The sequence below is a fragment of the Pseudomonas sp. BIC9C genome (genome assembly GCF_034541995.1).
Classification (GTDB): Bacteria; Pseudomonadota; Gammaproteobacteria; order Pseudomonadales; family Pseudomonadaceae; genus Aquipseudomonas; species Aquipseudomonas fluorescens_CC.
The window spans coordinates 588,467-608,600 of sequence record NZ_JAWDGM010000002.1; the positions used below are offsets into that span (position 1 = coordinate 588,467).

The 20,134-nt window shown below is 62.1% G+C and carries 20 protein-coding genes and 1 pseudogene; all 21 read right to left on the minus strand.

Annotation, left to right across the window (positions count from 1 at the left end; genetic code table 11):
* Positions 1-3 precede the first annotated feature (3 nt).
* Positions 4-537 carry an N-acetyltransferase family protein gene (locus RS887_RS12635; protein ID WP_322615644.1) on the minus strand — a complete coding sequence of 178 codons (534 nt, stop codon included), beginning with the start codon at positions 535-537 and terminating at the stop codon, positions 4-6.
* 9 nt (positions 538-546) lie between these two features.
* Positions 547-849 (minus strand): urease subunit gamma, encoded by a 303-nt coding sequence (gene ureA, locus RS887_RS12640; RefSeq protein ID WP_085717464.1) that lies wholly within the window; start codon positions 847-849, stop codon positions 547-549.
* 157 nt (positions 850-1,006) lie between these two features.
* Positions 1,007-1,846, minus strand: a complete 840-nt coding sequence (locus RS887_RS12645) for an urease accessory protein UreD (protein WP_322615645.1) — start codon at positions 1,844-1,846, stop codon at positions 1,007-1,009.
* A gap of 198 nt (positions 1,847-2,044) precedes the next feature.
* Positions 2,045-2,743 (minus strand): urea ABC transporter ATP-binding subunit UrtE, encoded by a 699-nt coding sequence (urtE, locus tag RS887_RS12650; RefSeq protein ID WP_322615646.1) that lies wholly within the window; start codon positions 2,741-2,743, stop codon positions 2,045-2,047.
* A gap of 139 nt (positions 2,744-2,882) precedes the next feature.
* Positions 2,883-3,752 carry an urea ABC transporter ATP-binding protein UrtD gene (gene urtD, locus RS887_RS12655; RefSeq protein WP_322615647.1) on the minus strand — a complete coding sequence of 290 codons (870 nt, stop codon included), beginning with the start codon at positions 3,750-3,752 and terminating at the stop codon, positions 2,883-2,885.
* Positions 3,749-4,828, minus strand: a complete 1,080-nt coding sequence (gene urtC / locus RS887_RS12660) for an urea ABC transporter permease subunit UrtC (RefSeq protein ID WP_322615648.1) — start codon at positions 4,826-4,828, stop codon at positions 3,749-3,751. Before urtC ends, urtD begins: the two co-directional genes overlap by 4 nt.
* Positions 4,828-6,330, minus strand: a complete 1,503-nt coding sequence (urtB, locus tag RS887_RS12665) for an urea ABC transporter permease subunit UrtB (protein ID WP_322615649.1) — start codon at positions 6,328-6,330, stop codon at positions 4,828-4,830. Before urtB ends, urtC begins: the two co-directional genes overlap by 1 nt.
* Positions 6,331-6,491: 161 nt before the next feature.
* Entirely contained in the window at positions 6,492-7,757 is a 1,266-nt protein-coding gene (urtA, locus tag RS887_RS12670) for an urea ABC transporter substrate-binding protein (protein WP_322615650.1), read from the minus strand.
* Positions 7,758-8,077: 320 nt separating this feature from the next.
* Positions 8,078-9,088 carry an iron ABC transporter permease gene (locus tag RS887_RS12675; RefSeq protein ID WP_322615651.1) on the minus strand — a complete coding sequence of 337 codons (1,011 nt, stop codon included), beginning with the start codon at positions 9,086-9,088 and terminating at the stop codon, positions 8,078-8,080.
* Positions 9,085-10,044, minus strand: a complete 960-nt coding sequence (locus tag RS887_RS12680; protein ID WP_322615652.1) for an ABC transporter substrate-binding protein — start codon at positions 10,042-10,044, stop codon at positions 9,085-9,087. The genes RS887_RS12675 and RS887_RS12680 overlap by 4 nt, the downstream gene beginning before the upstream one ends.
* Complete coding sequence (locus RS887_RS12685) at positions 10,041-10,829, minus strand: ABC transporter ATP-binding protein (protein ID WP_322615653.1); 789 nt, start codon at positions 10,827-10,829, stop codon at positions 10,041-10,043. The genes RS887_RS12680 and RS887_RS12685 overlap by 4 nt, the downstream gene beginning before the upstream one ends.
* Before the next feature lie 180 nt (positions 10,830-11,009).
* A complete protein-coding gene (locus RS887_RS12690) occupies positions 11,010-12,389 on the minus strand; it encodes a PepSY domain-containing protein (protein WP_322615654.1) in 1,380 nt (459 codons plus the stop codon).
* Positions 12,390-12,499: 110 nt separating this feature from the next.
* Positions 12,500-14,617, minus strand: coding sequence for a TonB-dependent copper receptor (locus tag RS887_RS12695; RefSeq protein WP_322615655.1), 2,118 nt, complete (start codon positions 14,615-14,617; stop codon positions 12,500-12,502).
* Between the two features lie 191 nt (positions 14,618-14,808).
* The gene (locus RS887_RS12700; RefSeq protein WP_322615656.1) at positions 14,809-15,255 is read right to left on the minus strand and encodes a DUF2946 domain-containing protein; all 447 of its coding nucleotides are present in this window, start codon (positions 15,253-15,255) and stop codon (positions 14,809-14,811) included.
* Positions 15,256-15,275: 20 nt separating this feature from the next.
* Entirely contained in the window at positions 15,276-15,755 is a 480-nt protein-coding gene (locus RS887_RS12705) for a copper chaperone PCu(A)C (protein ID WP_111284370.1), read from the minus strand.
* A 47-nt stretch (positions 15,756-15,802) separates the two neighbouring features.
* Positions 15,803-16,201, minus strand: coding sequence for a DUF2946 domain-containing protein (locus RS887_RS12710; RefSeq protein WP_322615657.1), 399 nt, complete (start codon positions 16,199-16,201; stop codon positions 15,803-15,805).
* Positions 16,202-16,310: 109 nt separating this feature from the next.
* Complete coding sequence (locus RS887_RS12715) at positions 16,311-16,634, minus strand: DNA-binding protein (RefSeq protein ID WP_008016808.1); 324 nt, start codon at positions 16,632-16,634, stop codon at positions 16,311-16,313.
* A gap of 4 nt (positions 16,635-16,638) precedes the next feature.
* Positions 16,639-16,974, minus strand: a complete 336-nt coding sequence (locus tag RS887_RS12720; RefSeq protein WP_322615658.1) for a type II toxin-antitoxin system RelE/ParE family toxin — start codon at positions 16,972-16,974, stop codon at positions 16,639-16,641.
* Positions 16,975-17,030: 56 nt separating this feature from the next.
* Positions 17,031-17,756, minus strand: coding sequence for a cobalt-precorrin-6A reductase (locus RS887_RS12725; protein ID WP_322615659.1), 726 nt, complete (start codon positions 17,754-17,756; stop codon positions 17,031-17,033).
* A pseudogene (locus RS887_RS12730) lies at positions 17,753-18,849 on the minus strand (cobalt-precorrin-5B (C(1))-methyltransferase). Before RS887_RS12730 ends, RS887_RS12725 begins: the two are co-directional and overlap by 4 nt.
* Positions 18,842-20,053 (minus strand): precorrin-6y C5,15-methyltransferase (decarboxylating) subunit CbiE, encoded by a 1,212-nt coding sequence (gene cbiE / locus RS887_RS12735; RefSeq protein ID WP_322615660.1) that lies wholly within the window; start codon positions 20,051-20,053, stop codon positions 18,842-18,844. Before cbiE ends, RS887_RS12730 begins: the two are co-directional and overlap by 8 nt.
* Between the last annotated feature and the right edge of the window lie 81 nt (positions 20,054-20,134).

Below are 20,134 nucleotides of genomic sequence, written 5' to 3' on the forward strand. Positions count from 1 at the left end.
GCATTACTCCTGGTTGACGCTCGGCGGTTGCGCGCCGGGGTCGAGGGTCAGTTGCATGAAGGTCAGGTCCAGCCAGCGACCGAACTTGGTGCCGACCTGCGGCATTTGCCCGGTGGTGACAAAGCCGATGCGCTCATGCAAGCGAATGGAGGCCGCGTTACCGCTTTCGATGGCCGCGACCATCACATGCTTGCCGCAGCCTTTGGCGCGTTCGATCAGCGCTTCCATCAATTGCGGGCCGAGGCCGTTGCCGCGCTGGTCGCTGCGCACGTAGACCGAGTGTTCGACGGTATGGCGGAAACCGTCGAATGGCCGCCAGTCACCGAACGAGGCATACCCGAGCACCGTGTTGTCGGCATCGACGATCACCAGAACCGGATAAGCCTGGGATTGCCGGGCGCTGAACCAGGCCTGGCGGTTGCCGAGGTCGACTGCCTGCTCGTTCCAGATCGCCGTGGTGTTGAGCACCGCGTCGTTGTAGATGTCGCGGATCGCCGGCAGATCGGCATGCACGGCATCGCGGATGTGGTAAGTCATGACGCGGCCTCAGGCGATGGGTTGGTGGACGGTGACCAGTTTGGTGCCGTCGGGGAAAGTGGCCTCGACCTGGATTTCCGGGATCATTTCCGGGATGCCTTCCATCACTTGTTCGCGGGTCAACAGGGTGGTGCCCAAGTGCATCAGCTCGGCCACGGTCTGGCCGTCGCGGGCGCCTTCAAGCAGCGCCGCGGAAATGTAGGCCATGGCCTCCGGGTAATTGAGCTTTACACCGCGAGCCAAACGCCGCTCGGCCACCAGACCGGCGGTGAAGATCAGCAGCTTGTCTTTTTCGCGTGGGGTCAGGTCCATTGTTGCAATCCGTATTCGGCAGTTAAAAGGTCATTCAATCCGAGAGCACAATCCCTGTGGGAGCGGGCTTGCTCGCGAACGCGGACTTTCATTCAACACGTATGTCGCCTGACACGCCGCTTTCGCGAGCAAGCCCGCTCCCACATTGAATCGCATTTCAAGTGTTCCAAATTCGTGGTGGCACGGCCTCGCGCCCCAATAACGCCGGTCTCAACAATCGCCATAAGTCGATAAGCCAGCCTCGCGCCAACAGCGCCTCACTGGCCAGACACCGCGCCACCAGCAATCCCGGCAATTGGGTCAAATCACCGCGCACCTCGCTGGCCAGCGAGCGGCAGCGCTCCAGCAGCTCGCTATCGATCTCACCCGTCACCAGCAACGTCGCAAACACCGGCTGCCCATCCAGCCCGATGGGCGAATCCAGCAAACCGTCCGCCCCGACAATGCGCTGGCGTTCATGCCAGAGCAACTGGCCGTCGCGGCGGATGTCCAGATGTGCCTGGAAGTGCCCGAGGTCGAAGCGTTCGCCACTGGCCGGGCGGCCCAGGGCCACGACGTCCCAGTAGAACAGCCGTGCATTGCCTTGAAGGTCGATGGAGGTGCTGAGTTCAGCCTGGGCAGCGCTGAAAATGATCGTTTCCTGGGGCAACCATTCCAGTGTCGCACCAGCCGCCACCTGCAATTTCAGCTGCTGATAGGCGGGGCCGGCGGCGCGATACCACTTGGCCGCGCCGGGGCTGGTGATTTGTGCCCAGGCGTCGCCCTCGACACTGGCCGAGATGTCCAGCCGATCACCGCCGGCAATCCCGCCGGGGGGGTGGACGATGATGTGCTGACAGACTTCCGGCCCTTCGGCATACAGGTGTTTTTGCACCCGCAACGGGCCTTTGTGTCGGCGCTGGACCGGGCGAGTGGTGTTGTCGAACCGGGCGTAGCCCAGTTCCAGTTCGGCGTGCCAACTGGGGGTGAACAAGGCACCGGAAGCGGGAAGAGTCATGGTCAGTGCTTATCGTGAGGTCATCAGGATCTTGCAAAGGCTGTGCCGCAAGGTATTGCAGGCAGGAGGCGGCTGTTGAATGTCGTGGCGCACCAATGGTGTGCGCGGCCGTAGGTTTGGTGCGACAAATTGGTGCCTTGCCTCCCGAAGCGGTCTGCTTCGGGAGGTTCCGGCTCGGTGAGTGCGGACTGTGATGGCTCAGATGGTAACGAGCCCGCGTACACCTTCTGCTTCCATATTTTCACCGCGCCCCTGTTGCACGATTTCGCCCCGGGACATCACCAGGTATTGATCGGCCAGTTCAGCGGCGAAATCGTAGAACTGTTCCACCAGCAAAATCGCCATGTCACCCCGGGCGGCGAGCTTTTTGATCACGGCACCGATCTCCTTGATCACCGACGGCTGGATGCCTTCGGTGGGCTCGTCGAGGATCAGCAGGCGAGGGCGGCTGGCCAGCGCACGGCCAATGGCCAATTGCTGTTGCTGACCACCGGACAGGTCGCCGCCGCGCCGTTGCTTCATTTGCAGCAACACCGGGAATAGCTCGTAGATAAACGCCGGGACTTCCCTGGCTTCGCTGCCGGGAAACCGCGACAGCCCCATCAGCAGGTTTTCTTCCACGGTGAGGCGGCCGAAGATCTCCCGGCCCTGCGGCACGTAGGCGATGCCGGCATGCACCCGCTGGTGTGGCTTGAACGTGGTGATGGGCTTGCCTTCCCAGTTCACTGCGCCTTCTTTGGCCGGCAGCAGGCCTATCAGGCATTTGAGCAGGGTGGTCTTGCCCACGCCGTTACGGCCCAGCAGGCAGGTGACCTCGCCGACTTTTACGTCAAACGTCAGGCCGCGCAGGATGTGGCTCCCGCCGTAGTACTGGTGCAGTTTGTCGACTTGCAGCATGTTCAAATTCCTTCTGTTCCACACAAATCCCTGTGGGAGCTGGCTTGCCGGCGATAGGGCCGGCACATCCAGTATTGATGTTGGTTGACCCACCGCCATCGCTGGCAAGCCAGCTCCTACAGTGGCGGTGTTCGCAGCTTCAGCGACCGAGATACACCTCGATCACCCGCTCGTTGTCCTGCACCTGCTCCAGCGACCCCTCGGCGAGCACGCTGCCCTGGTGCAACACCGTGACGTGGTCGGCAATCGAGCCGACGAAGCCCATGTCGTGTTCCACCACCATCAGCGAGTGCTTGCCGGCCAGACGCTTGAACAGTTCGGCGGTGAATTCGGTTTCGGCGTCGGTCATGCCCGCGACCGGTTCGTCGAGCAGCAGCAATTGCGGGTCCTGCATCAGCAACATGCCGATCTCCAGGAACTGCTTCTGGCCGTGGGACAGCAAGCCGGCCGGGCGATTGACCGAGCTGGTCAGGCGAATGGTCTCCAGCACGTCGGCGATGCGGTCTTTCTGCTCGCCGCTCAAACGCGCCCGCAGGCTGGCCCACACCGACTTGTCGGTGTTCTGCGCCAGCTCAAGGTTTTCAAACACGCTCAGGGCTTCGAACACCGTCGGCTTCTGGAACTTGCGGCCGATACCGGCCTGGGCGATCTGCACTTCGCTCATCTGCGTCAGGTCCAGGGTTTCGCCGAACCAGGCCTTGCCGTGACTGGGGCGGGTCTTGCCGGTGATCACGTCCATCAGCGTGGTCTTGCCCGCGCCGTTGGGGCCGATGATGCAGCGCAGTTCACCAACGCCGATGTACAGGTTCAGATTGTTCAGCGCCTTGAAGCCATCGAAGCTGACGCTGATGTCTTCCAGGGTCAGGAGGGTGCCGTGGCGCGTATTCAGGCCTTTGACGGCGCGCTGGCCGAGACCGATCGTATCGCGGCTGGTGCCGGCATCCTTGTTGGGCTCCACGGGGAAAAAGGCTGGCTCAAGCATGAATTCAGCCGTCGCAGTGACTCTCATGATTCACCTCTTTTCTTCAACAGACCGATCACACCCTTGGGCAGGTAAAGGGTCACGACGATGAACAGCGCGCCAAGGAAGAACAACCAGTACTCGGGGAATGCCACGGTGAACCAGCTCTTCATGCCATTGACCACACCAGCACCAAGCAATGGACCGATCAACGTGCCGCGTCCGCCCAAAGCCACCCACACCGCAGCTTCGATGGAGTTGGTCGGCGACATTTCACTCGGGTTGATGATCCCCACTTGCGGCACGTACAGCGCCCCGGCCAGGCCACACAACACCGCGCTCAACACCCAGACGAACAGCTTGAACCCGCGTGGATCGTAGCCGCAGAACATCAGGCGGTTCTCCGCATCGCGCAGCGCAGTCAGCACCCGGCCGAACTTGCTCTGCGCCAGGCGCCAGCCGATGTACAGGCTCGCCACCAGCAACAGTACGGTGGCGAAAAACAGCACCGCGCGGGTGCCCGGTTCAGTGATGCCAAAGCCAAGAATCGTGCGGAAGTTGGTGAAGCCGTTGTTGCCGCCAAAACCGGTTTCATTGCGAAAGAACAACAACATGCCGGCGAAGGTCAGGGCCTGGGTCATGATCGAGAAATACACGCCCTTGATCCGCGAACGGAAGGCAAAGTAACCGAACACCAACGCCAGCAACCCCGGTGCCAGCACCACCAGGCACAAGGTCCAGAGGAAGCTGCTGGTGCCGGTCCAGAACCACGGCATTTCGGTCCACGACAGGAACGTCATGAACGCCGGCAAACCGTCGCCCGAGGCCTGGCGCATCAGGTACATGCCCATGGCATAGCCGCCGAGAGCGAAGAACAGGCCGTGGCCGAGGGACAACAGGCCGGCGTAACCCCACACCAGATCGAGCGCCAGCGCGACGATGGCATAGCAAAGAATCTTGCCCACCAGCGTCAGCGTGTAAGCGGAAACGTGCAGCGTGCTGTCCGGCGATAACAGCGACAGCAGCGGTAACGCCAACAGCAGAACGAGGATCACCGCGCCGACGGCAATCGTGATTTTCGGGCCGGCCTTTTGTGTGGCCTTGAGCATCAGGGGCTGGTTCATCAGTCGATCACCCGTCCTTTGAGTGCGAAGAGGCCTTGCGGACGTTTCTGGATGAACAGAATGATCAGCGCGAGGATGAGGATCTTGCCGAGCACGGCACCGATCTGTGGTTCGAGAATCTTGTTGGCAACCCCTAAGCCGAATGCGGCCAGCACGCTACCGGCCAACTGGCCGACACCGCCGAGCACCACCACCAGGAATGAGTCGATGATGTAGCTCTGGCCGAGGTCCGGGCCGACGTTGCCGATCTGGCTCAGGGCTACACCGCCGAGGCCGGCGATGCCCGAGCCGAGGCCGAAGGCGAGCATGTCCACGCGCCCGGTGGGCACGCCGCAACAGGCGGCCATGTTGCGGTTCTGGGTAACCGCACGCACGTTGAGGCCCAGGCGTGTCTTGTTCAGCAGCAGCCACGTGAGCACCACCACGAACAGCGCAAAGGCAATGATGACGATGCGGTTGTACGGCAGCACGAGATTGGGCAGCACCTGAATCCCGCCCGACAGCCACGCGGGGTTGGCGACTTCGACGTTCTGCGCGCCGAACACCAGGCGCACCAGCTGGATCAGCATGAGGCTGATGCCCCAGGTGGCGAGCAGGGTTTCCAGAGGACGGCCGTAGAGGTGGCGAATCACCGTGCGCTCCAGCGCCATACCGATGGCCGCGGTGACGAAAAACGCCACGGGCAGCGCGATCAGCGGATAGAACTCGATGGCCTGCGGGGCGAAACGCTGGAACATCAGTTGCACCACGTAGGTCGAGTAGGCGCCGAGCATCAGCATCTCGCCGTGGGCCATGTTGATCACGCCGAGCAGGCCGAAGGTGATTGCCAGACCGAGGGCGGCAAGCAGCAGTATCGAGCCCAGCGACATACCGCTGAATGCCTGGCCGAGCATCTCGCCGACCAGCAGTTTGCGTTTGACCTGGGCGAGACTGGTTTCAGCGGCGGTACGCACATTCGCGTCGGTTTCAATGCTCGGTTCCAGCAGGCTTTCGAGGCGGGTGCGGGCCAGCGGATCGCCGGTTTCGCCGAGCAATCGCACGGCGGCGAGGCGCACGGCCGGATCGGCGTCGACCAGTTGCAGATTGGCCAGGGCCAGGCTGAGGGCGGCATGAACGCTCTCGTCCTTCTCGCCCGTCAGTTGCCGGTCGAGGAATGCAAGCTGCGCGGGTTTGGCGCTTTTCTGCAATTGCTGTGCGGCGGCCAGACGGATTCTGGTGTCGGCGGCGAGCAACTGATGACTGGCCAGGGCCGTGTCGATGAGACCCCGCAGGCGGTTGTTCAGGCGCAGGGTTTTCGGCTGCCCGTCGATGGTCAACTCGCCTTGTTGCAAGGCGTTGATCAACTCGATACGGGCCGGATCGGGTTGCGCGGCCCAGGTTTCCAGCAGCCTGGCTTGCTGCACGGGATTGGCGGCGACGAAGTCTTCGGCGTCACCGGCGTGAGCGGCCATCGGCAGCAACAGCGCGAGGGCAAGGATGTAGCGGTAGAGGGCAGTGGGCATGTCATTGGCCTTACGCGATCAATGTGGGAGCGAGCTTGCTCGCGATAGCGGTGGTTCAGTCACAGTGATGTTGAATGGGCCGCCCTCATCGCGAGCAAGCTCGCTCCCACAGGGAATTGTGTCGGCCTCAGGCACTGTGCCTGGAGCCGACACCCAGTGGCTCAGTTGCTCTTCACCGCATACTCCGGCTTCTTGTCATTGCCCGGGATGAACGGGCTCCACGGCTGGGCGCGGATCGGCCCTTCGGTCTGCCACACCACGTTGAACTGACCGTCAGACTGGATCTCGCCGATCATCACCGGCTTGTGCAGGTGGTGATTGGTCTTGTCCATGGTGAGCGTGTACCCGGACGGCGCGGCAAAGGTCTGGCCGGCCAGTGCTTCACGGACTTTGTCGACGTCGGTGGACTTGGCTTTTTCCGCCGCTTGCGCCCACATGTGGATGCCGACATAAGTGGCTTCCATCGGGTCGTTGGTCACGGCCTTGTCGGCGCCCGGCAGGTTGTGTTTCTTCGCGTAGTCTTTCCAGTCTTCGACGAACTTCTTGTTCACCGGGTTCTCCACCGATTCGAAGTAGTTCCACGCCGCGAGGTTGCCCACCAGCGGTTTGGTGTCGATGCCGCGCAGTTCTTCTTCGCCGACCGAGAACGCCACGACCGGAACGTCGGTGGCTTTCAGGCCCTGGTTGGCCAGTTCTTTGTAGAACGGCACGTTGGAGTCGCCGTTGACGGTGGAGATAACGGCCGTCTTGCCGCCCGCCGAGAATTTTTTGATGTTGGCAACGATGGTCTGGTAGTCGCTGTGACCGAACGGGGTGTAGACCTCTTCGATGTCTTTGTCGGCCACGCCTTTGGCGTGCAGGAACGAACGCAGGATCTTGTTGGTGGTGCGCGGGTAGACGTAGTCGGTGCCGAGCAGGAAGTAGCGCTTGGCGCTGCCGCCTTCTTCGCTCATCAGGTATTCAACGGCGGGGATCGCTTGCTGGTTCGGCGCGGCGCCGGTGTAAAAGACGTTTGGCGACATCTCTTCGCCTTCGTATTGCACCGGGTAGAACAACAGGCCGTTGAGTTCTTCGAACACCGGCAGCACCGATTTGCGCGACACCGAGGTCCAGCAACCGAACACCACGGCGACCTTGTCCTGGGTCAGCAACTGACGCCCCTTCTCGGCGAACAGTGGCCAGTTCGACGCCGGGTCGACCACCACCGGCTCGAGCATCTTGCCGTTCACGCCGCCCTTGGCGTTGATCTCGTCGATGGTCATCAACGCCATGTCCTTCAACGACGTTTCGGAAATCGCCATGGTCCCGGACAACGAATGCAGAATACCGACCTTGATGGTCTCGGCGGCCTGGACAGTCCAGGTCATGCCCATCGCGGCAATGCTTGCCGTGAGTGTGAAAGCCTTGATCAAACTGCGACGCTTCATTGTGCGATCTCCATGAACATTGAGTTTTTGTGGTTGGCAGATGCGGACGACTGAAGGGTCTTTAGCAAGGGCTGTGCCCAGTCGGAACAAGGCAGGGAAATGTCGTATTAGAGCGGTTGCGCGGTTGGGGTGACGCACCATGAAGGACCGCGTCTGGCGCGTTGGTGCGAGGAGGTGCGCCACATTAGGGCGGCACCGCAGATCAAATGTGGGAGCGGGCTTGCTCGCGAAAGCGGTATGTCAGGCACATTGATGCTGGATGTGCCTGCCTATTCGCGAGCAAGCCCGCTCCCACAGGGGGCAGTGGTGTTCCTGTGGGATCAGTGGCGGCGCATCAGACCGATGAAGAACAATCCGCCAAGTGCGGCTGTGGCCACGCCGATGGGCAAGTCTTCAGGCGCGATCAGCGTCCGCGCCGCGACATCGACCCAGACCAGAAACACGCTGCCGAGCAGGACGCACACTGGCAGCAGACGCCGGTGTTCGGCCCCGACCAGACGCCGGGCAATGTGCGGCACCATCAGCCCGACAAACCCGATGGAGCCGCTGATCGACACCAGCACGCCGGTCATCAGCGATGCAATCACGAATACGCGCAGTCGCACCGCACGGGCATTCAGGCCCAGGGTGACGGCGGTCTGTTCACCGGCCATCAATGCGTTCAGCGGTCGTGCCATGCCGAGCAACAGAACCAGTCCGAGCAACACACTCAGTGCCGGCACCGCGAGCAGCTCCCAGCGCGCCAGCCCGAGCCCGCCGAGCATCCAGAACATCACCGCGGAACTGGCGCGATGGTCGCCCATGAACAGCAGCAGATTGGCGATCGCCATCATCACGAACGAGACCGCCACGCCGCACAGCAACAACCGGTCACTGTCCAGGCGCCCGTGGCGACTGGCGATCATCAGCACCACCAGCATGCTCAGCAATGCACCGATGAACGCAGCAATCGGCAACGTCAGCAGGCCGACGATTTCGCCGACATGCAACACCACAATCACCGCACCGAGGGTGGCGCCGGAGGTAACGCCGAGCAGGTGCGGATCCGCCAACGGGTTGCGTGTCACCGCTTGCAGCACCGTGCCGATCAGTGCCAGCCCGGCGCCCACCAGCGCGCCGAGCAACATGCGCGGCACGCGGATCAGCCAGACAATGTGTTCCTGGCCGGCGCTCCAGTCCTGCACGCCGATGCCGAACAGTTTGTGCAGCAGGATCCGCCACACCACGTCCAGCGGCACCCGTGCCGGGCCAAAACCCAGGGATACCACGCACGACACCAGCAGCATGGCCCCCAGGGCGATCAGCAGCAGCGCAAAACGACGATTGATCATTCGCCGTGGAAACCTTTGGCGAGGGTTTCCACGGCCAGCACATTGTCGATACCCGGCGTGGCCTGCACGTAAGGGATGACGATGAAGCGCTGGTTCCTGATCGCGTCCACCGATTGCAGCGCCTTGTTTTTCAGCAGGAACCGGATCTTCTGTTCGGCGGTGATTTCGCTGTAGTCGACGATCACGATTATCTGTGGATTGCGCTCGACCACGGTTTCCCAATTGACCCGGGTCCAGCTCGCATCGACGTCATCGAGGATGTTGCGCCCGCCAGCGGCGTCGATCAGTGCTTGCGGCATGCCGAGGCGACCGGATGTCATGGCGCGGTCTTCGCCGCTGTCGTAGAGGAAAACCCGGGGTTTTTCCGTTGGCAGGTCCTTGCCAATCTCTGCGATCTGATTCTGCATGGCGGCGATGAGCGCGTTGGCGCGATCCTGCACGTCGAAGATTTTGCCGAGGTTGCGCAGGTCGTTGTAAGTGTCTTCCAGGGTCGCAGCAGGGCGCTTCATCACGAAGGCGCAGGACTCGGTCAGCTCGTACACATTGATGCCCAGCGGTTGCAGGGTTTGCGGCGTGAGATCGCCACCGACGCGCATGCCATAGTCCCAACCGGCGAAGAGGAAATCGACGTTGGCATTGAGCAGGGTTTCCACCGACGGGTACTTGGCCGCCAGCTCCGGCAGGCCTTCGAGTATGGTCTGCATCTGGGGCGTCACGGCCTTCCAGCCACTGATGCCGCTGTAACCGGCCATCCGTGGCTTGAGGTCGAGGGCGAGCATCATCTGGGTCATGTTGATGTCGTGGCTGAGGGCGTGTTGCGGCGCCTGCTTGAAGGTCACTTCGCGGTTGCAGCTTTTGATCGTCAGCGGGTAATGGGTGGCTTCGGCCAATGCCTGGACGCTGCCCAGCAGCATCGCGAGAGAGAGACAGGAGCGCAGCAGGGAACGCAAAGTCATGGTTGGGTTATCCAGGTGATTCGTGGGTAGCCGTGCAGCGGATGTTCATCGATCAGCGCTTCGACGCCAAACACATTGCGCAGCAGCGCAGCTGTCAGGACTTCTTTCGGTGTGCCGCTGGCGACGATACGGCCATGGTTGATCACATACAGCCGATCACAAAAAGCCGCAGCCAGGTTGAGGTCGTGGATGCTCGCCAGGGTGCCGATGTTCAAGCGCTTGACCAACTTCAAAAGCTCAAGCTGATATCGCGGGTCGAGGTGGTTGGTCGGCTCGTCGAGGATCAGCAACTGTGGCTGCTGGGCCAGGGCGCGGGCGAGGATGACTCGCTGTTTTTCGCCACCGGAGAGGGTGGCAAACCCGTGGTCTTCGAAGCCCTTGAGACCGACTGACGCCAGGGCCTGGTTGATGAGGTTCGAGTCTTCAAACGTGTCGCCATCGAACAAGCCTTTGTGCGGTGTACGGCCCATGGCGACCACCTCAAAGACGGTCAGGCCGAAGGCATCAGGGAACTCCTGCAACACCACGGCGATGCGTTGTGCGCACCAACGCGAAGATTGCTTCCAGACGTTCTGGTGATCGAGCCTGACCTCGCCGTGCTCCGGTTTGCTGAAGCGCCAGGCACAACGCAAGAGGCTGGTCTTGCCGCTGCCGTTAGGGCCGATCAGCCCGACGAGCTCACCGGCGGCCACGTGCACAGAAGCATCACGCAGCTGGAACTGGTGATGGCAATGGCCATGGCCCAGGGGTGTCCAGGAAATGTTTGCGAGGTTCAACGAGGTCATGCAGTAACTCTTGAGGTGATGCTGATGGCCCCTTCGCGGGCAAGCCCGCTCCCACAGGAATTGCGCAAATCCTGTGGGAGCGGGCTTGCCCGCGAAGGGGCCCGAAAGGACACCCTGAATGCGAGAGGGAGACGCGCGGGGGAGTTTACAGCCCATTGAGCCCCGCGCATCTCGCCTGTTTCATGATGAAGATGAGGCCGATTCAGTCTGCCGGGTAAAACGCGACAGCAGCAGGCGATCCAGCACCCACACCGCCACCAGCGAAGCACCCACCAACGGAAAGGCCACCGCCAGGGCGAACATGATCACCATCGCGGTTTTCCATTTCGGCAGGTCGTGGCGCAGCGGCGGCACGCCGAGTTTTCCTTGCGGGCGGCGCTTCCACCAGATCACCACACCGCTGACGGCACTGAGCAAAATCATCAGGCAGATCAGCAACACGATGATCTGATTTAGCAGGCCGAACATTTTGCCTTCGTGCAGCATCACGCCGATTTCCGTGGCGCGGGCGACGGTACCGTAGTGCTCGTAGCGCACGTCGGCCAGGACCTTGCCGCTGTACTGATCAATATGCAGGGTGGCATCGTTGCGTGGGTCATCGGCGAACACGGCGATGGTGAACACGCCGGTCGCGGTGGTTGGCAGGGTGATGCTGTAACCCGGCTCGACCTTGCTCTGCGTGGCGATGTCTTGTACGTCTTGCAGGCTGATGGTCGGCGCCGCCGGACCAGCATGCGCACCGTCGTGGGCCATGTGCTCGGCGTGGTCACCGGACATTGGCATCGGCGTATTTTCCATGGCCCATGGCACGGTCTGGCGTGTGGCGCTGTTGAGGCTGCGTGCCTCGATGTCGGACTTCGGCACGTCGTTCCACATGGCTGCCGGGAACACGTTCCACACTTCGGCGTATTGCTTACCCCAGAAGCCGGTCCAGGTCATGCCGCTGAGCAGCATCACCAGCAACAGGAATGCGCCCCAGAACCCGGTGACCGCGTGCAGGTCACGCCACAATACGCGACCACGGCTGTTCAGACGCGGCCACAAAATGCCCGCTGCCTGACCGCGCGGCCACCACAGGAAAATGCCGGACACCACCAGCACCACGCCCCAACCAGCGGCCAGTTCGATCAGTCGATCGCCAACAGTACCGATCATCAATTCGCCGTGAATCGCCCGCGCGATGGCTTGCAGGTTCTTTTTGGCGTCTTGCTCACCAAGGATGTCGCCGTGGTACGGGTCGACGAATACATTCAGCTCCTTGCCGCTGTCGAGCACGACAAACTGAGCGCTGCGTTCGGCGTTCATCGGTGGCAGGTATTGCTTGATCGTGCCTTGTGGATAAGCGCCTTTCACCCGGTTGAGCAGGTCGTCGGCCGCCAGGGTGTGATGGCCGGCAGGGACGTTGAGCAGGCTGCTGTACATCATTGAGTCGAGTTGCGGTTTGAACAGGTAGAGGGTGCCGGTCAGGGCCAGCATCACCATGAAGGGCGCCACGAACAATCCGGCATAGAAATGCCAGCGCCAGGCCAGGTTGTAGAAATTCACTTTGGGCTGTTTCATCACGTGTGCTCCGCTTGGCTGGATCTTTTAGTTGTTTGTCTGGCGGTTGCTGCGCAACCGGTCGCGAGCAGGCTCGCTCCCCTGCAGGAGCGAGCCTGCTCGCGATGCTCTTAAAAGCTCATGTCCACCTTGGTCCAGAGCGTGCGCCCCGGTTCCTTGATGGCTTGCGGGTCATTGGCGGGGAAGCCGAAACCGGCGTTGCCGGCCAGGTTCAAGTGCTCGGCGTAAGCCTTGCCGAACAGGTTGTCGACGCCGCTGCTGACCTTCCAGTTGCTGTTGATCCGATAGGCACCGTTGAGGGAAAACACGCCGAACCCTGGCGTCTTGTCGAAGTCCTTGCCGACCACGTTGCCCTTGTTCTGGTCGATACGGTTCTGCGCGGCAACCACTCTCCACAGTGCGCCGGCGCTCCAGTTGTCTGCGCTGTAGGTCAGGCCGAAACGGGCATCCAGCGGCGGCATTTGCGGCAATGCAGTGCCATCGCTGCTGTTCTTGCCCCAGGCGTAGGCCAGGGTCGCGTCGGCTTTCCAGTTGTCGGTGAAGTTGTAAGCGGCGCCCAGTTCGCCGCCCATGATTCGCGCGTCGATGTTTTCGGCTTGCGAGGTTGTACCCATCATTGTCGGGGTGTAGTTGAACAGGATGTAATCGCGTACCTGCCCGACGTAAGCCGAGGCCCAGGCTTCGAGTGCTTCGGTCTTGTACTGCAGGCCGAAATCGAGCTGGGTGGTTTTTTCCGGTTTGATCGAGTCGAAGGCATTCACCGAACCGGCGGGGCCGGACTTGGGTGAAAACAGCTCCCAGTAATCCGGGAACCGCTGGGAGTGACCGAGGCCGGCATACAGGGTGGTCGGGCTGTCGGCCAGGTCGTGCTCGTAGCGGATGAAACCGCTCGGCAGGGTATCGGCGCGGGTGTCGTCGGCGGTCGGATTCGGGCGGGTCATCGTTCCCGAGCCGGTGGTCTGCCGAAAGTCCTTGGCCGAAGCGCGGTCCAGGCGTGCGCCGCTGATCAGGCGATCACGGTCGGCGGTGTACCAGGTCAGTTCGCCGAACACGCCATAGTTGTGGAAGTCGGCATCCTTGGTGTACGGCAGGTCCTTGTAGGTGTCGACACCCATGGCGCTGCGCTGGCGATGCTCGTTGGTCTGCGCGTCGATGCCGCTGATCAGCTGAACATCGGCCCAGCGCCAGGTGGCCTTGATCCGTGCGCCGAGGGTGCGACGGTCGACGTTGGAGGCCATGGGGCCGGCCATCATCCCGGTGCCGGATGGCGTGCGCAGGGTGTAGTTGTCCATCACGTGGTCGGCGTAGTTGTAGTAGACCTGTGCTTCGACCTTATCCAGTACGTCGCCGATGTTGGACTGCTCGAAACGCAGGCCGAGGCTTTCGCGCAGGAACTGCGAACCGTCCATGCCGCGCCCGGCGTACCGGGCTTCACCATCGCCACGGCCGGCGGTCAGTTCCAGCAGGGTGTCGGCGTTCGGCGTCCAGCCCAGCGCCACATCACCGTTCCATTTTTCATAGCGCGACGGCACGGTGTCGTTGTTGCCGTCCTGGTAGTCGTCGGAGTGCGCGGTGTTGCCGATGATCCGCACGTAACCCGACTGGCCACCGGCTGCGGCGTCCACCAGTTTGTCGAAGCGGCCCCAGGAGCCGGCCAGCACGCTGGCATTGACCCGTGTGCCGAGCTCGCCGAAGTGCTCCGGTTCGCGGTCGAACAGGATGGTACCGGCCGAAGAGCCCGGCCCCCACAGCACGGTTTGCGGGCCTTTGATTACGGTGAGCTTGTCGTAGGTTTCCGGCGAGATGTAGGAGGTCGGGGCGTCCATCCGGCCCGGGCAGGCACCGAGCATCATGCTGCCGTTGGTGAGAATGTTCAGCCGCGAACCGAACATGCCACGCAGCACCGGGTCGCCATTGGTGCCGCCATTGCGCACCAGGGCGAAGCCCGGGATGGTTTTCAGGTAATCGGCGCCGTCGCTGGCCGGCACCGGTTGGCGCGGGTCCTTGGGGTTGGTGACGATGGTCAATGGCGAGCTGGGCGCAACGGCGGTAATCACCGTCGGGCTCAGTTCTTCACTGTGACCGGCATGCTCATCGGCCAGCGCAGAAGGCGCCAGCAAGGCACCGCACAGGATGGCGGTGGCGTGCCTGAAACGAACGGCGGATTCGTTCAGGGCAAAAGAGGCTTGGGCAGGGCTCAAGCACGGGACAGCGGCAAAACTGGACATGACAATTTCCATCGAACAGTCGTAAACGACACGGCCGGCAGCCTGAGGCAGTCCCTGTGGGAGCGAGCTTGCTCGCGAAAGCGGTGTGCCAGACGACATCACGTTGACTGACACTCCCTCTTCGCGAGCAGGCTCGCTCCCACAGGTTGCTTTGGCTGTCTTGCGGACCGTGTGAAATCAGAAGTGAGTGTTTACGCGACGATGGCGGGCGGGGCGCGGGTGCGGGCGCCGGGAAAGTAGGTTTGCCGGGCATGGCCCTGGCGCGCAGAGGGTGTGGTGAAGGTGTTGACGGGTGAGATGACGAAGTTGGCGAAGGACACGCCACCGGTCAGCGCCGGGCAATTGAACAGCAGGCTGCAATAGCCGCACTTTTCCCACAGCACATGGTGCCCCGGGGCAGGCGGGCAGTGCTCGGCGGTGGCTTGCGCGCCATGGTCGGCATGCTCCATCGCCGACATGTCCATGCTCATACCCGCAGGCATGCTCATCGACATGGCGCGCGAATCCATCGGCATCGACTGAGAAATCAGTGGACCGATGAAGATCATCAGCATGGCGAACAGGCTGATCCAGCTGCCGCGTGTCAGGCTCAATGCCTGATTTCGCGACCTGGATGACCTGGCGCTAAGCGAGCGCATGGGCGTTTCAGCTCAGGCGATTACGGCGTGTGCACGTGCGCTTGCAGGCTGTCCGGCGCCTGCTTCTGCACTGCGACTTCGACCGTCACGTCACCGGACTTCTCGAAGTGCAGCGTCATGGGGAAGCGCTTGCCGTCAACCAGCAGGCTGCGGTCCTTGAGGCCCAGCAACATCACGTGATAGGCCATCGGTGCGAATGTGACCTCGCCGCCGGCGGGCACTTCCACGCTCGGCACGTGCTGCATTTTCATCACGTCGCCTTGCATCAGGTGCTCATGCAATTGCGCTTCGCCCGCAATGGGCGTGTCGACGCTGAGCAGGCGGTCGGCGGTCTTGCCTTCATTGTTGATCACGAAATACGCCGCGACGGTGGGCGCATTGGGCGGTAACTCCTGGGACCACGGATGAGCGATTTCCAGTTCGCCGACCTTGTATTCGTGGGCATTGGCAAAGCAGGCAGGCAGCAGCAACGCGGCCAGAACGATGAGTTTGTTCAACATGGCAGTTCTCCGGAACGATTTGAGACGCAGGTCAATTGCGAAAAAAATCACACCAGAGGGGATGCGCGGGGGTTGAGACTCGGCCATTGCTGGCGCGGTGACGGGCTTTCGAGAGAGGTCGCAGGCAGGCTTCGGTTGGACTCGAAGTGCGCGAAATACAGCTGTGGCGTATGCCCCGGCAACGCCACCAACGGCGCAGAACCCGAGCAGCACCAGCAATGCTGCATGTTGGAATGATCGTCGCCTTGCGGGGCTTTCTGTTCCAGGTCCCCGATGGCAATCGCCATCATCCTGGTGCCGCTGGAGCTGCAGAAACTGCCCCACAACAACTGTTCGGCAGGTGCTTTCGCCGTCTGTGCCATCGCTCCGGACATCGGCATGGCGAGCAGGTTGAACAGCACTGCGAAGCAGGCTATCCAGGCAATTGCGAGCCGTTGTCGGGACATGGGACAAATCCGTTTGGGTGGGCGATCAGGCGCGGGCTATTTAGCCTGATCAGGGCCGATAAGTAAAAAGGCGGCGTGCGGTTTGGTGTCGCAGCAAAAAGACATTAGCTCAGTGCGCACGTACCGCATGTACTTGAATTTCTACTCCAAGCGTAGCGCGAATTACGGCGAATATTGCAGCCAGGTTGTCCATGCTTGGGTTGCCTTTGGCGGACAACATTCGATGGAGGCTTTTGCTGGGCTTTGCCGTTTCCTTTGCCAGTTCTTCAAAACCAACGGTGGCGTTGATGAGGTCGCGCAGGATGATCCGGGCCATTTCGGGTTCGCCGTTAAGAAACAGAGTAGCAGCCTCATCCAACAGTGCCTGGGCGAACTCGGGATCACGTTGGGCACGCTCGGCAATGGTGTGTTTGTAGCTTCGGGTGAGCGCCATGACGTTATCTCCGGTGTCGTTCAGTCTTTTTTCGGGATCGAAACTCGGCTATCAGTACTTTCGCTTGTTTGATGTCAGTTTTTTGTGTGGACTTGTCACCGCCACCAAAAAGGATGATCAGGTGTTTCCCTTCTTGAACGAGATAGATTCTATAGCCCGGGCCCCAATTTATCCGGTACGCGCCGAGCCCATCGAACCACTTGATGTTTGATGTGTTTCCTAACTCGAGGCGCAGCAGCGCGGTGGATACCTTAAGTGCTGCCTGCGTATTCAAGTTGGAAAACCAGCGACCAAAGGGGCTGGTTTCGTTGTCCTGTACGTATTCTTCGAGTGTGATCACAGGCGGCCCTGACGGTAACAAATAGGTTACTTATCATGCAAGCCAATGATCCTGACCTAATGAACGAAGACCGACAACGCGGCAAGTGTTTCCTCAGGCGTCAGGAACTCCCGATCAACCCCCGGCAACACCGGCCGCTTCAAGACGATCACCGGCACTCCCCGCTCACGGGCGACTTCCAGTTTCGGCTCGGTCGCCGTGCTGCCGCTGTTCTTGCTGATCAGCACGTCGATCTGCCGACGTTCGAACAACGCACGTTCATCGTCGATCAGGAATGGCCCACGGGCGCCGATCACTTCACAGCGCTCGTTGCCCGGATACAGGTCCAGGGCGCGCAGGGTCCAGAATTGTTGCGCAGGAATTTCATCGAGGTGTTGCAGGGGCTCGCGACCGAGGGTGAACAGCGGTCGACGGAAGGGCTTGATGGCTTCGATCAGTTCGGCCCAATCGCGGACTTCCCGCCAGTCATCACCGGCCTGGGCTTGCCAGGCCGGACGCCGTAACGCCCAGCAGGGAATGCCGCTCGAGCGCGCGGCGGTCGTGGCGTTCTGGCTGATTTGGGCGGCGTAGGGGTGAGTGGCATCGAGCAGCAGATCGATACCCTCATCGCGAATGAATTGTGCCAACCCCTCTGCGCCGCCGTAGCCGCCGACGCGAACCTGGCATTGCAGATCCGTCGGTATCCGACCGACACCAGCCAGGCTGTAGATATGCTGCGGTCCGAGCGTGCGGGCAATGGTCATGGCTTCGGTCACGCCGCCGAGCAACAGGATGCGCTTCATTCAAAGGCTCCCGCATGGCCAACAATCCCGCCCTGGCGATCGATGGCAAAGACTTCCACCTGAACCTGCGCCGGCACCACGCTGCGGGCAAAATCCAGGGCGTGCTGACAGACTGCATCACCCAGCGCGACCCCGGCTGCGGCGGCCATGGCCAGTGCCTGCTGGCTGGTGTTGGCCTCGCGGATGCTCTGCTGCAAGGCCGCATCGGCGCCGACCTGCGCCGCCCATGACGCCAGTTGCGGCAGGTCAATGCTCGAATGGCGGCTGTGCAGATCCATATGCCCGGCCGCCAGTTTGCTGATCTTGCCGAAACCACCGCACAGGCTGAGTTTATCCACAGGCACTTTGCGCAAGTGCTTGAGCACGGCGCCCACGAAGTCGCCCATTTCGATCAGGGCGATTTCCGGCAGGTTGTAGACCCGGCGCATGGTGTCTTCGCTGGCGTTGCCGGTGCAGGCGGCGATGTGCAGGTAACCGTTGGTTTTCGCCACGTCGATGCCCTGGTGGATCGAGGCAATGTAGGCTGCACAGGAAAACGGCCGGACGATGCCGCTGGTACCGAGTATCGACAGGCCGCCAAGAATGCCCAGGCGCGGGTTCATGGTTTTCAGTGCCAGTGCCTCGCCGTTCTCGACATTGACTGTAACGTCGAAACCACCGCTGTAGCCGAGTTCGTCGGCCAGTCGGGCCAAGTGCTCACTGATCATTTTGCGTGGCACCGGATTGATCGCCGGCTCGCCGACACCCAGCACCAGCCCGGGCCGGGTCACGGTGCCGACGCCGCGGCCGGCCTTGAAACGAGTCCCAGGTTCGGCGCTCAGGCGCACCTGGGTGTAGAGCAGGGCGCCGTGGGTCACGTCGGGATCGTCACCGGCATCCTTGAGGGTTCCCGCTTCGGCGCCGTCCTCGATCAGGCGACAGAACTCCAAGCGCATCTGCACCTGTTTGCCCTTGGGCAGCACGATTTCCACCGCATCGGTCGATGTGCCATCCAGCAGCAGGCGCGCGGCGGCGAGGCTGGTAGCCGTGGCGCAGCTGCCGGTGGTCAGCCGCTGCGCAAGGGGGCGGGTTGTTCGGCGGTTTCATCACGCATCGAAGGGTTTCGTCACGTCCAGCAGGGTAATCGGCAAGGCCTGGCGCCAGGTGTCGAAGTCGCCCAGCGGTTGTGCTTGTGCGATATGAATGCGGGTCAACTCCCCGCCGCGTTGCTCGCGCCAGGCCATCAGGGTCATTTCACTTTGCAGGGTGACGGCGTTGGCGATCAGCCGGCCACCGGGTTTGAGTTCGGCCCAGCAGGCATCAAGCACGCCTTCGCGGGTGACACCGCCGCCGATGAAAATCGCATCCGGCCGCTCCAGCCCGGCCAAGGCCTGGGGCGCGCTGCCGCGAACCAGCTGCAGGCCGGGAACGCCAAGGGCATCGCGGTTGTGTTCGATCAACGTTTGTCGGCCCGCATCGGCCTCGATGGCCAGCGCGCGGCAGCTGGGGTGAGCGCGCATCCATTCGATGCCGATCGAGCCGCTGCCGGCGCCGACGTCCCACAACAGTTCACCGGGAGTTGGAGCCAGGCGGGCGAGGGTGATGGCGCGCACATCGCGTTTGGTCAGTTGGCCGTCGTGCTGGAACGCCGAGTCCGGCAGGCCAGCCAGTCGCGACAGCCGCAACGTGTTCGGCTCGGCGATGCACTCGATGGCGATCAGGTTCAGGTCGGCGATCGGCGAATCGTTCCAGTCGCTGGCGATACCGTCGATGCGTCGTTCGGCGTCGCCTCCCAGGTGTTCCAGCACGGTGAGACGGCTAGGGCCGAAACCACGTTCGCGCAACAGTGCAGCGATGGCGGCGGGGCTGCGGCCGTCGTTGCTCAATACCAGCAAGCGCACGCCGCTGGACAGGTGGACGTTGAGTGCGGCGACAGGCCGGGCCACCACTGAAAGTGTCACCACCTCCTGCAACGGCCAACCCATTCGCGCGGCGGCCAGTGAGCAGGAGGAGGGCGCGGGAAGTGTCAGCATCTCGGCTGCGGGGAGTTGCCGGGCAAGGCTGGCGCCGACGCCGAAGAACATCGGATCGCCACTGGCCAGGACGCAAACGGGTTCGCCACGGTGCGCCAGCAACGACTCAAGGGAGAAGGGACTCGGCCACGGCTGGCGCTCGCCGCGTATGCACGGCGGGAGCAAATCCAGGTGCCGCTGGCCGCCGAAGATTTTCGAGGCGCGCAGCAGCGCATGCCGGGCGTTCTTGCCCAGGCCCTTGAAACCGTCTTCGCCGATGCCTACTACCGTCAGCCAGGGGGTCATGCTGTTCCTCAATCACGCGTTCAACGTTGTTGGGCGGCATGATAGCGCGGGTTCCTTGAGCTGACTGCCTTCTCTTCCCGA

What these genes read in the sequence shown, in the direction of transcription:
- cbiE (WP_322615660.1), bottom strand. Translation starts at nt 20,053, where the DNA reads ATGACCCCCTGGCTGACGGTAGTAGGCATCGGCGAAGACGGTTTCAAG.
- RS887_RS12675 (WP_322615651.1), bottom strand. Translation starts at nt 9,088, where the DNA reads ATGATCAATCGTCGTTTTGCGCTGCTGCTGATCGCCCTGGGGGCCATG.
- RS887_RS12645 (WP_322615645.1), bottom strand. Translation starts at nt 1,846, where the DNA reads ATGACTCTTCCCGCTTCCGGTGCCTTGTTCACCCCCAGTTGGCACGCC.
- urtA (WP_322615650.1), bottom strand. Translation starts at nt 7,757, where the DNA reads ATGAAGCGTCGCAGTTTGATCAAGGCTTTCACACTCACGGCAAGCATT.
- urtB (WP_322615649.1), bottom strand. Translation starts at nt 6,330, where the DNA reads ATGCCCACTGCCCTCTACCGCTACATCCTTGCCCTCGCGCTGTTGCTG.
- urtC (WP_322615648.1), bottom strand. Translation starts at nt 4,828, where the DNA reads ATGAACCAGCCCCTGATGCTCAAGGCCACACAAAAGGCCGGCCCGAAA.
- RS887_RS12715 (WP_008016808.1), bottom strand. Translation starts at nt 16,634, where the DNA reads ATGGCGCTCACCCGAAGCTACAAACACACCATTGCCGAGCGTGCCCAA.
- RS887_RS12690 (WP_322615654.1), bottom strand. Translation starts at nt 12,389, where the DNA reads ATGAAACAGCCCAAAGTGAATTTCTACAACCTGGCCTGGCGCTGGCAT.
- RS887_RS12725 (WP_322615659.1), bottom strand. Translation starts at nt 17,756, where the DNA reads ATGAAGCGCATCCTGTTGCTCGGCGGCGTGACCGAAGCCATGACCATT.
- ureA (WP_085717464.1), bottom strand. Translation starts at nt 849, where the DNA reads ATGGACCTGACCCCACGCGAAAAAGACAAGCTGCTGATCTTCACCGCC.
- urtD (WP_322615647.1), bottom strand. Translation starts at nt 3,752, where the DNA reads ATGAGAGTCACTGCGACGGCTGAATTCATGCTTGAGCCAGCCTTTTTC.
- RS887_RS12705 (WP_111284370.1), bottom strand. Translation starts at nt 15,755, where the DNA reads ATGTTGAACAAACTCATCGTTCTGGCCGCGTTGCTGCTGCCTGCCTGC.
- RS887_RS12695 (WP_322615655.1), bottom strand. Translation starts at nt 14,617, where the DNA reads ATGTCCAGTTTTGCCGCTGTCCCGTGCTTGAGCCCTGCCCAAGCCTCT.
- urtE (WP_322615646.1), bottom strand. Translation starts at nt 2,743, where the DNA reads ATGCTGCAAGTCGACAAACTGCACCAGTACTACGGCGGGAGCCACATC.
- RS887_RS12700 (WP_322615656.1), bottom strand. Translation starts at nt 15,255, where the DNA reads ATGCGCTCGCTTAGCGCCAGGTCATCCAGGTCGCGAAATCAGGCATTG.
- RS887_RS12635 (WP_322615644.1), bottom strand. Translation starts at nt 537, where the DNA reads ATGACTTACCACATCCGCGATGCCGTGCATGCCGATCTGCCGGCGATC.
- RS887_RS12710 (WP_322615657.1), bottom strand. Translation starts at nt 16,201, where the DNA reads ATGTCCCGACAACGGCTCGCAATTGCCTGGATAGCCTGCTTCGCAGTG.
- RS887_RS12685 (WP_322615653.1), bottom strand. Translation starts at nt 10,829, where the DNA reads ATGACCTCGTTGAACCTCGCAAACATTTCCTGGACACCCCTGGGCCAT.
- RS887_RS12680 (WP_322615652.1), bottom strand. Translation starts at nt 10,044, where the DNA reads ATGACTTTGCGTTCCCTGCTGCGCTCCTGTCTCTCTCTCGCGATGCTG.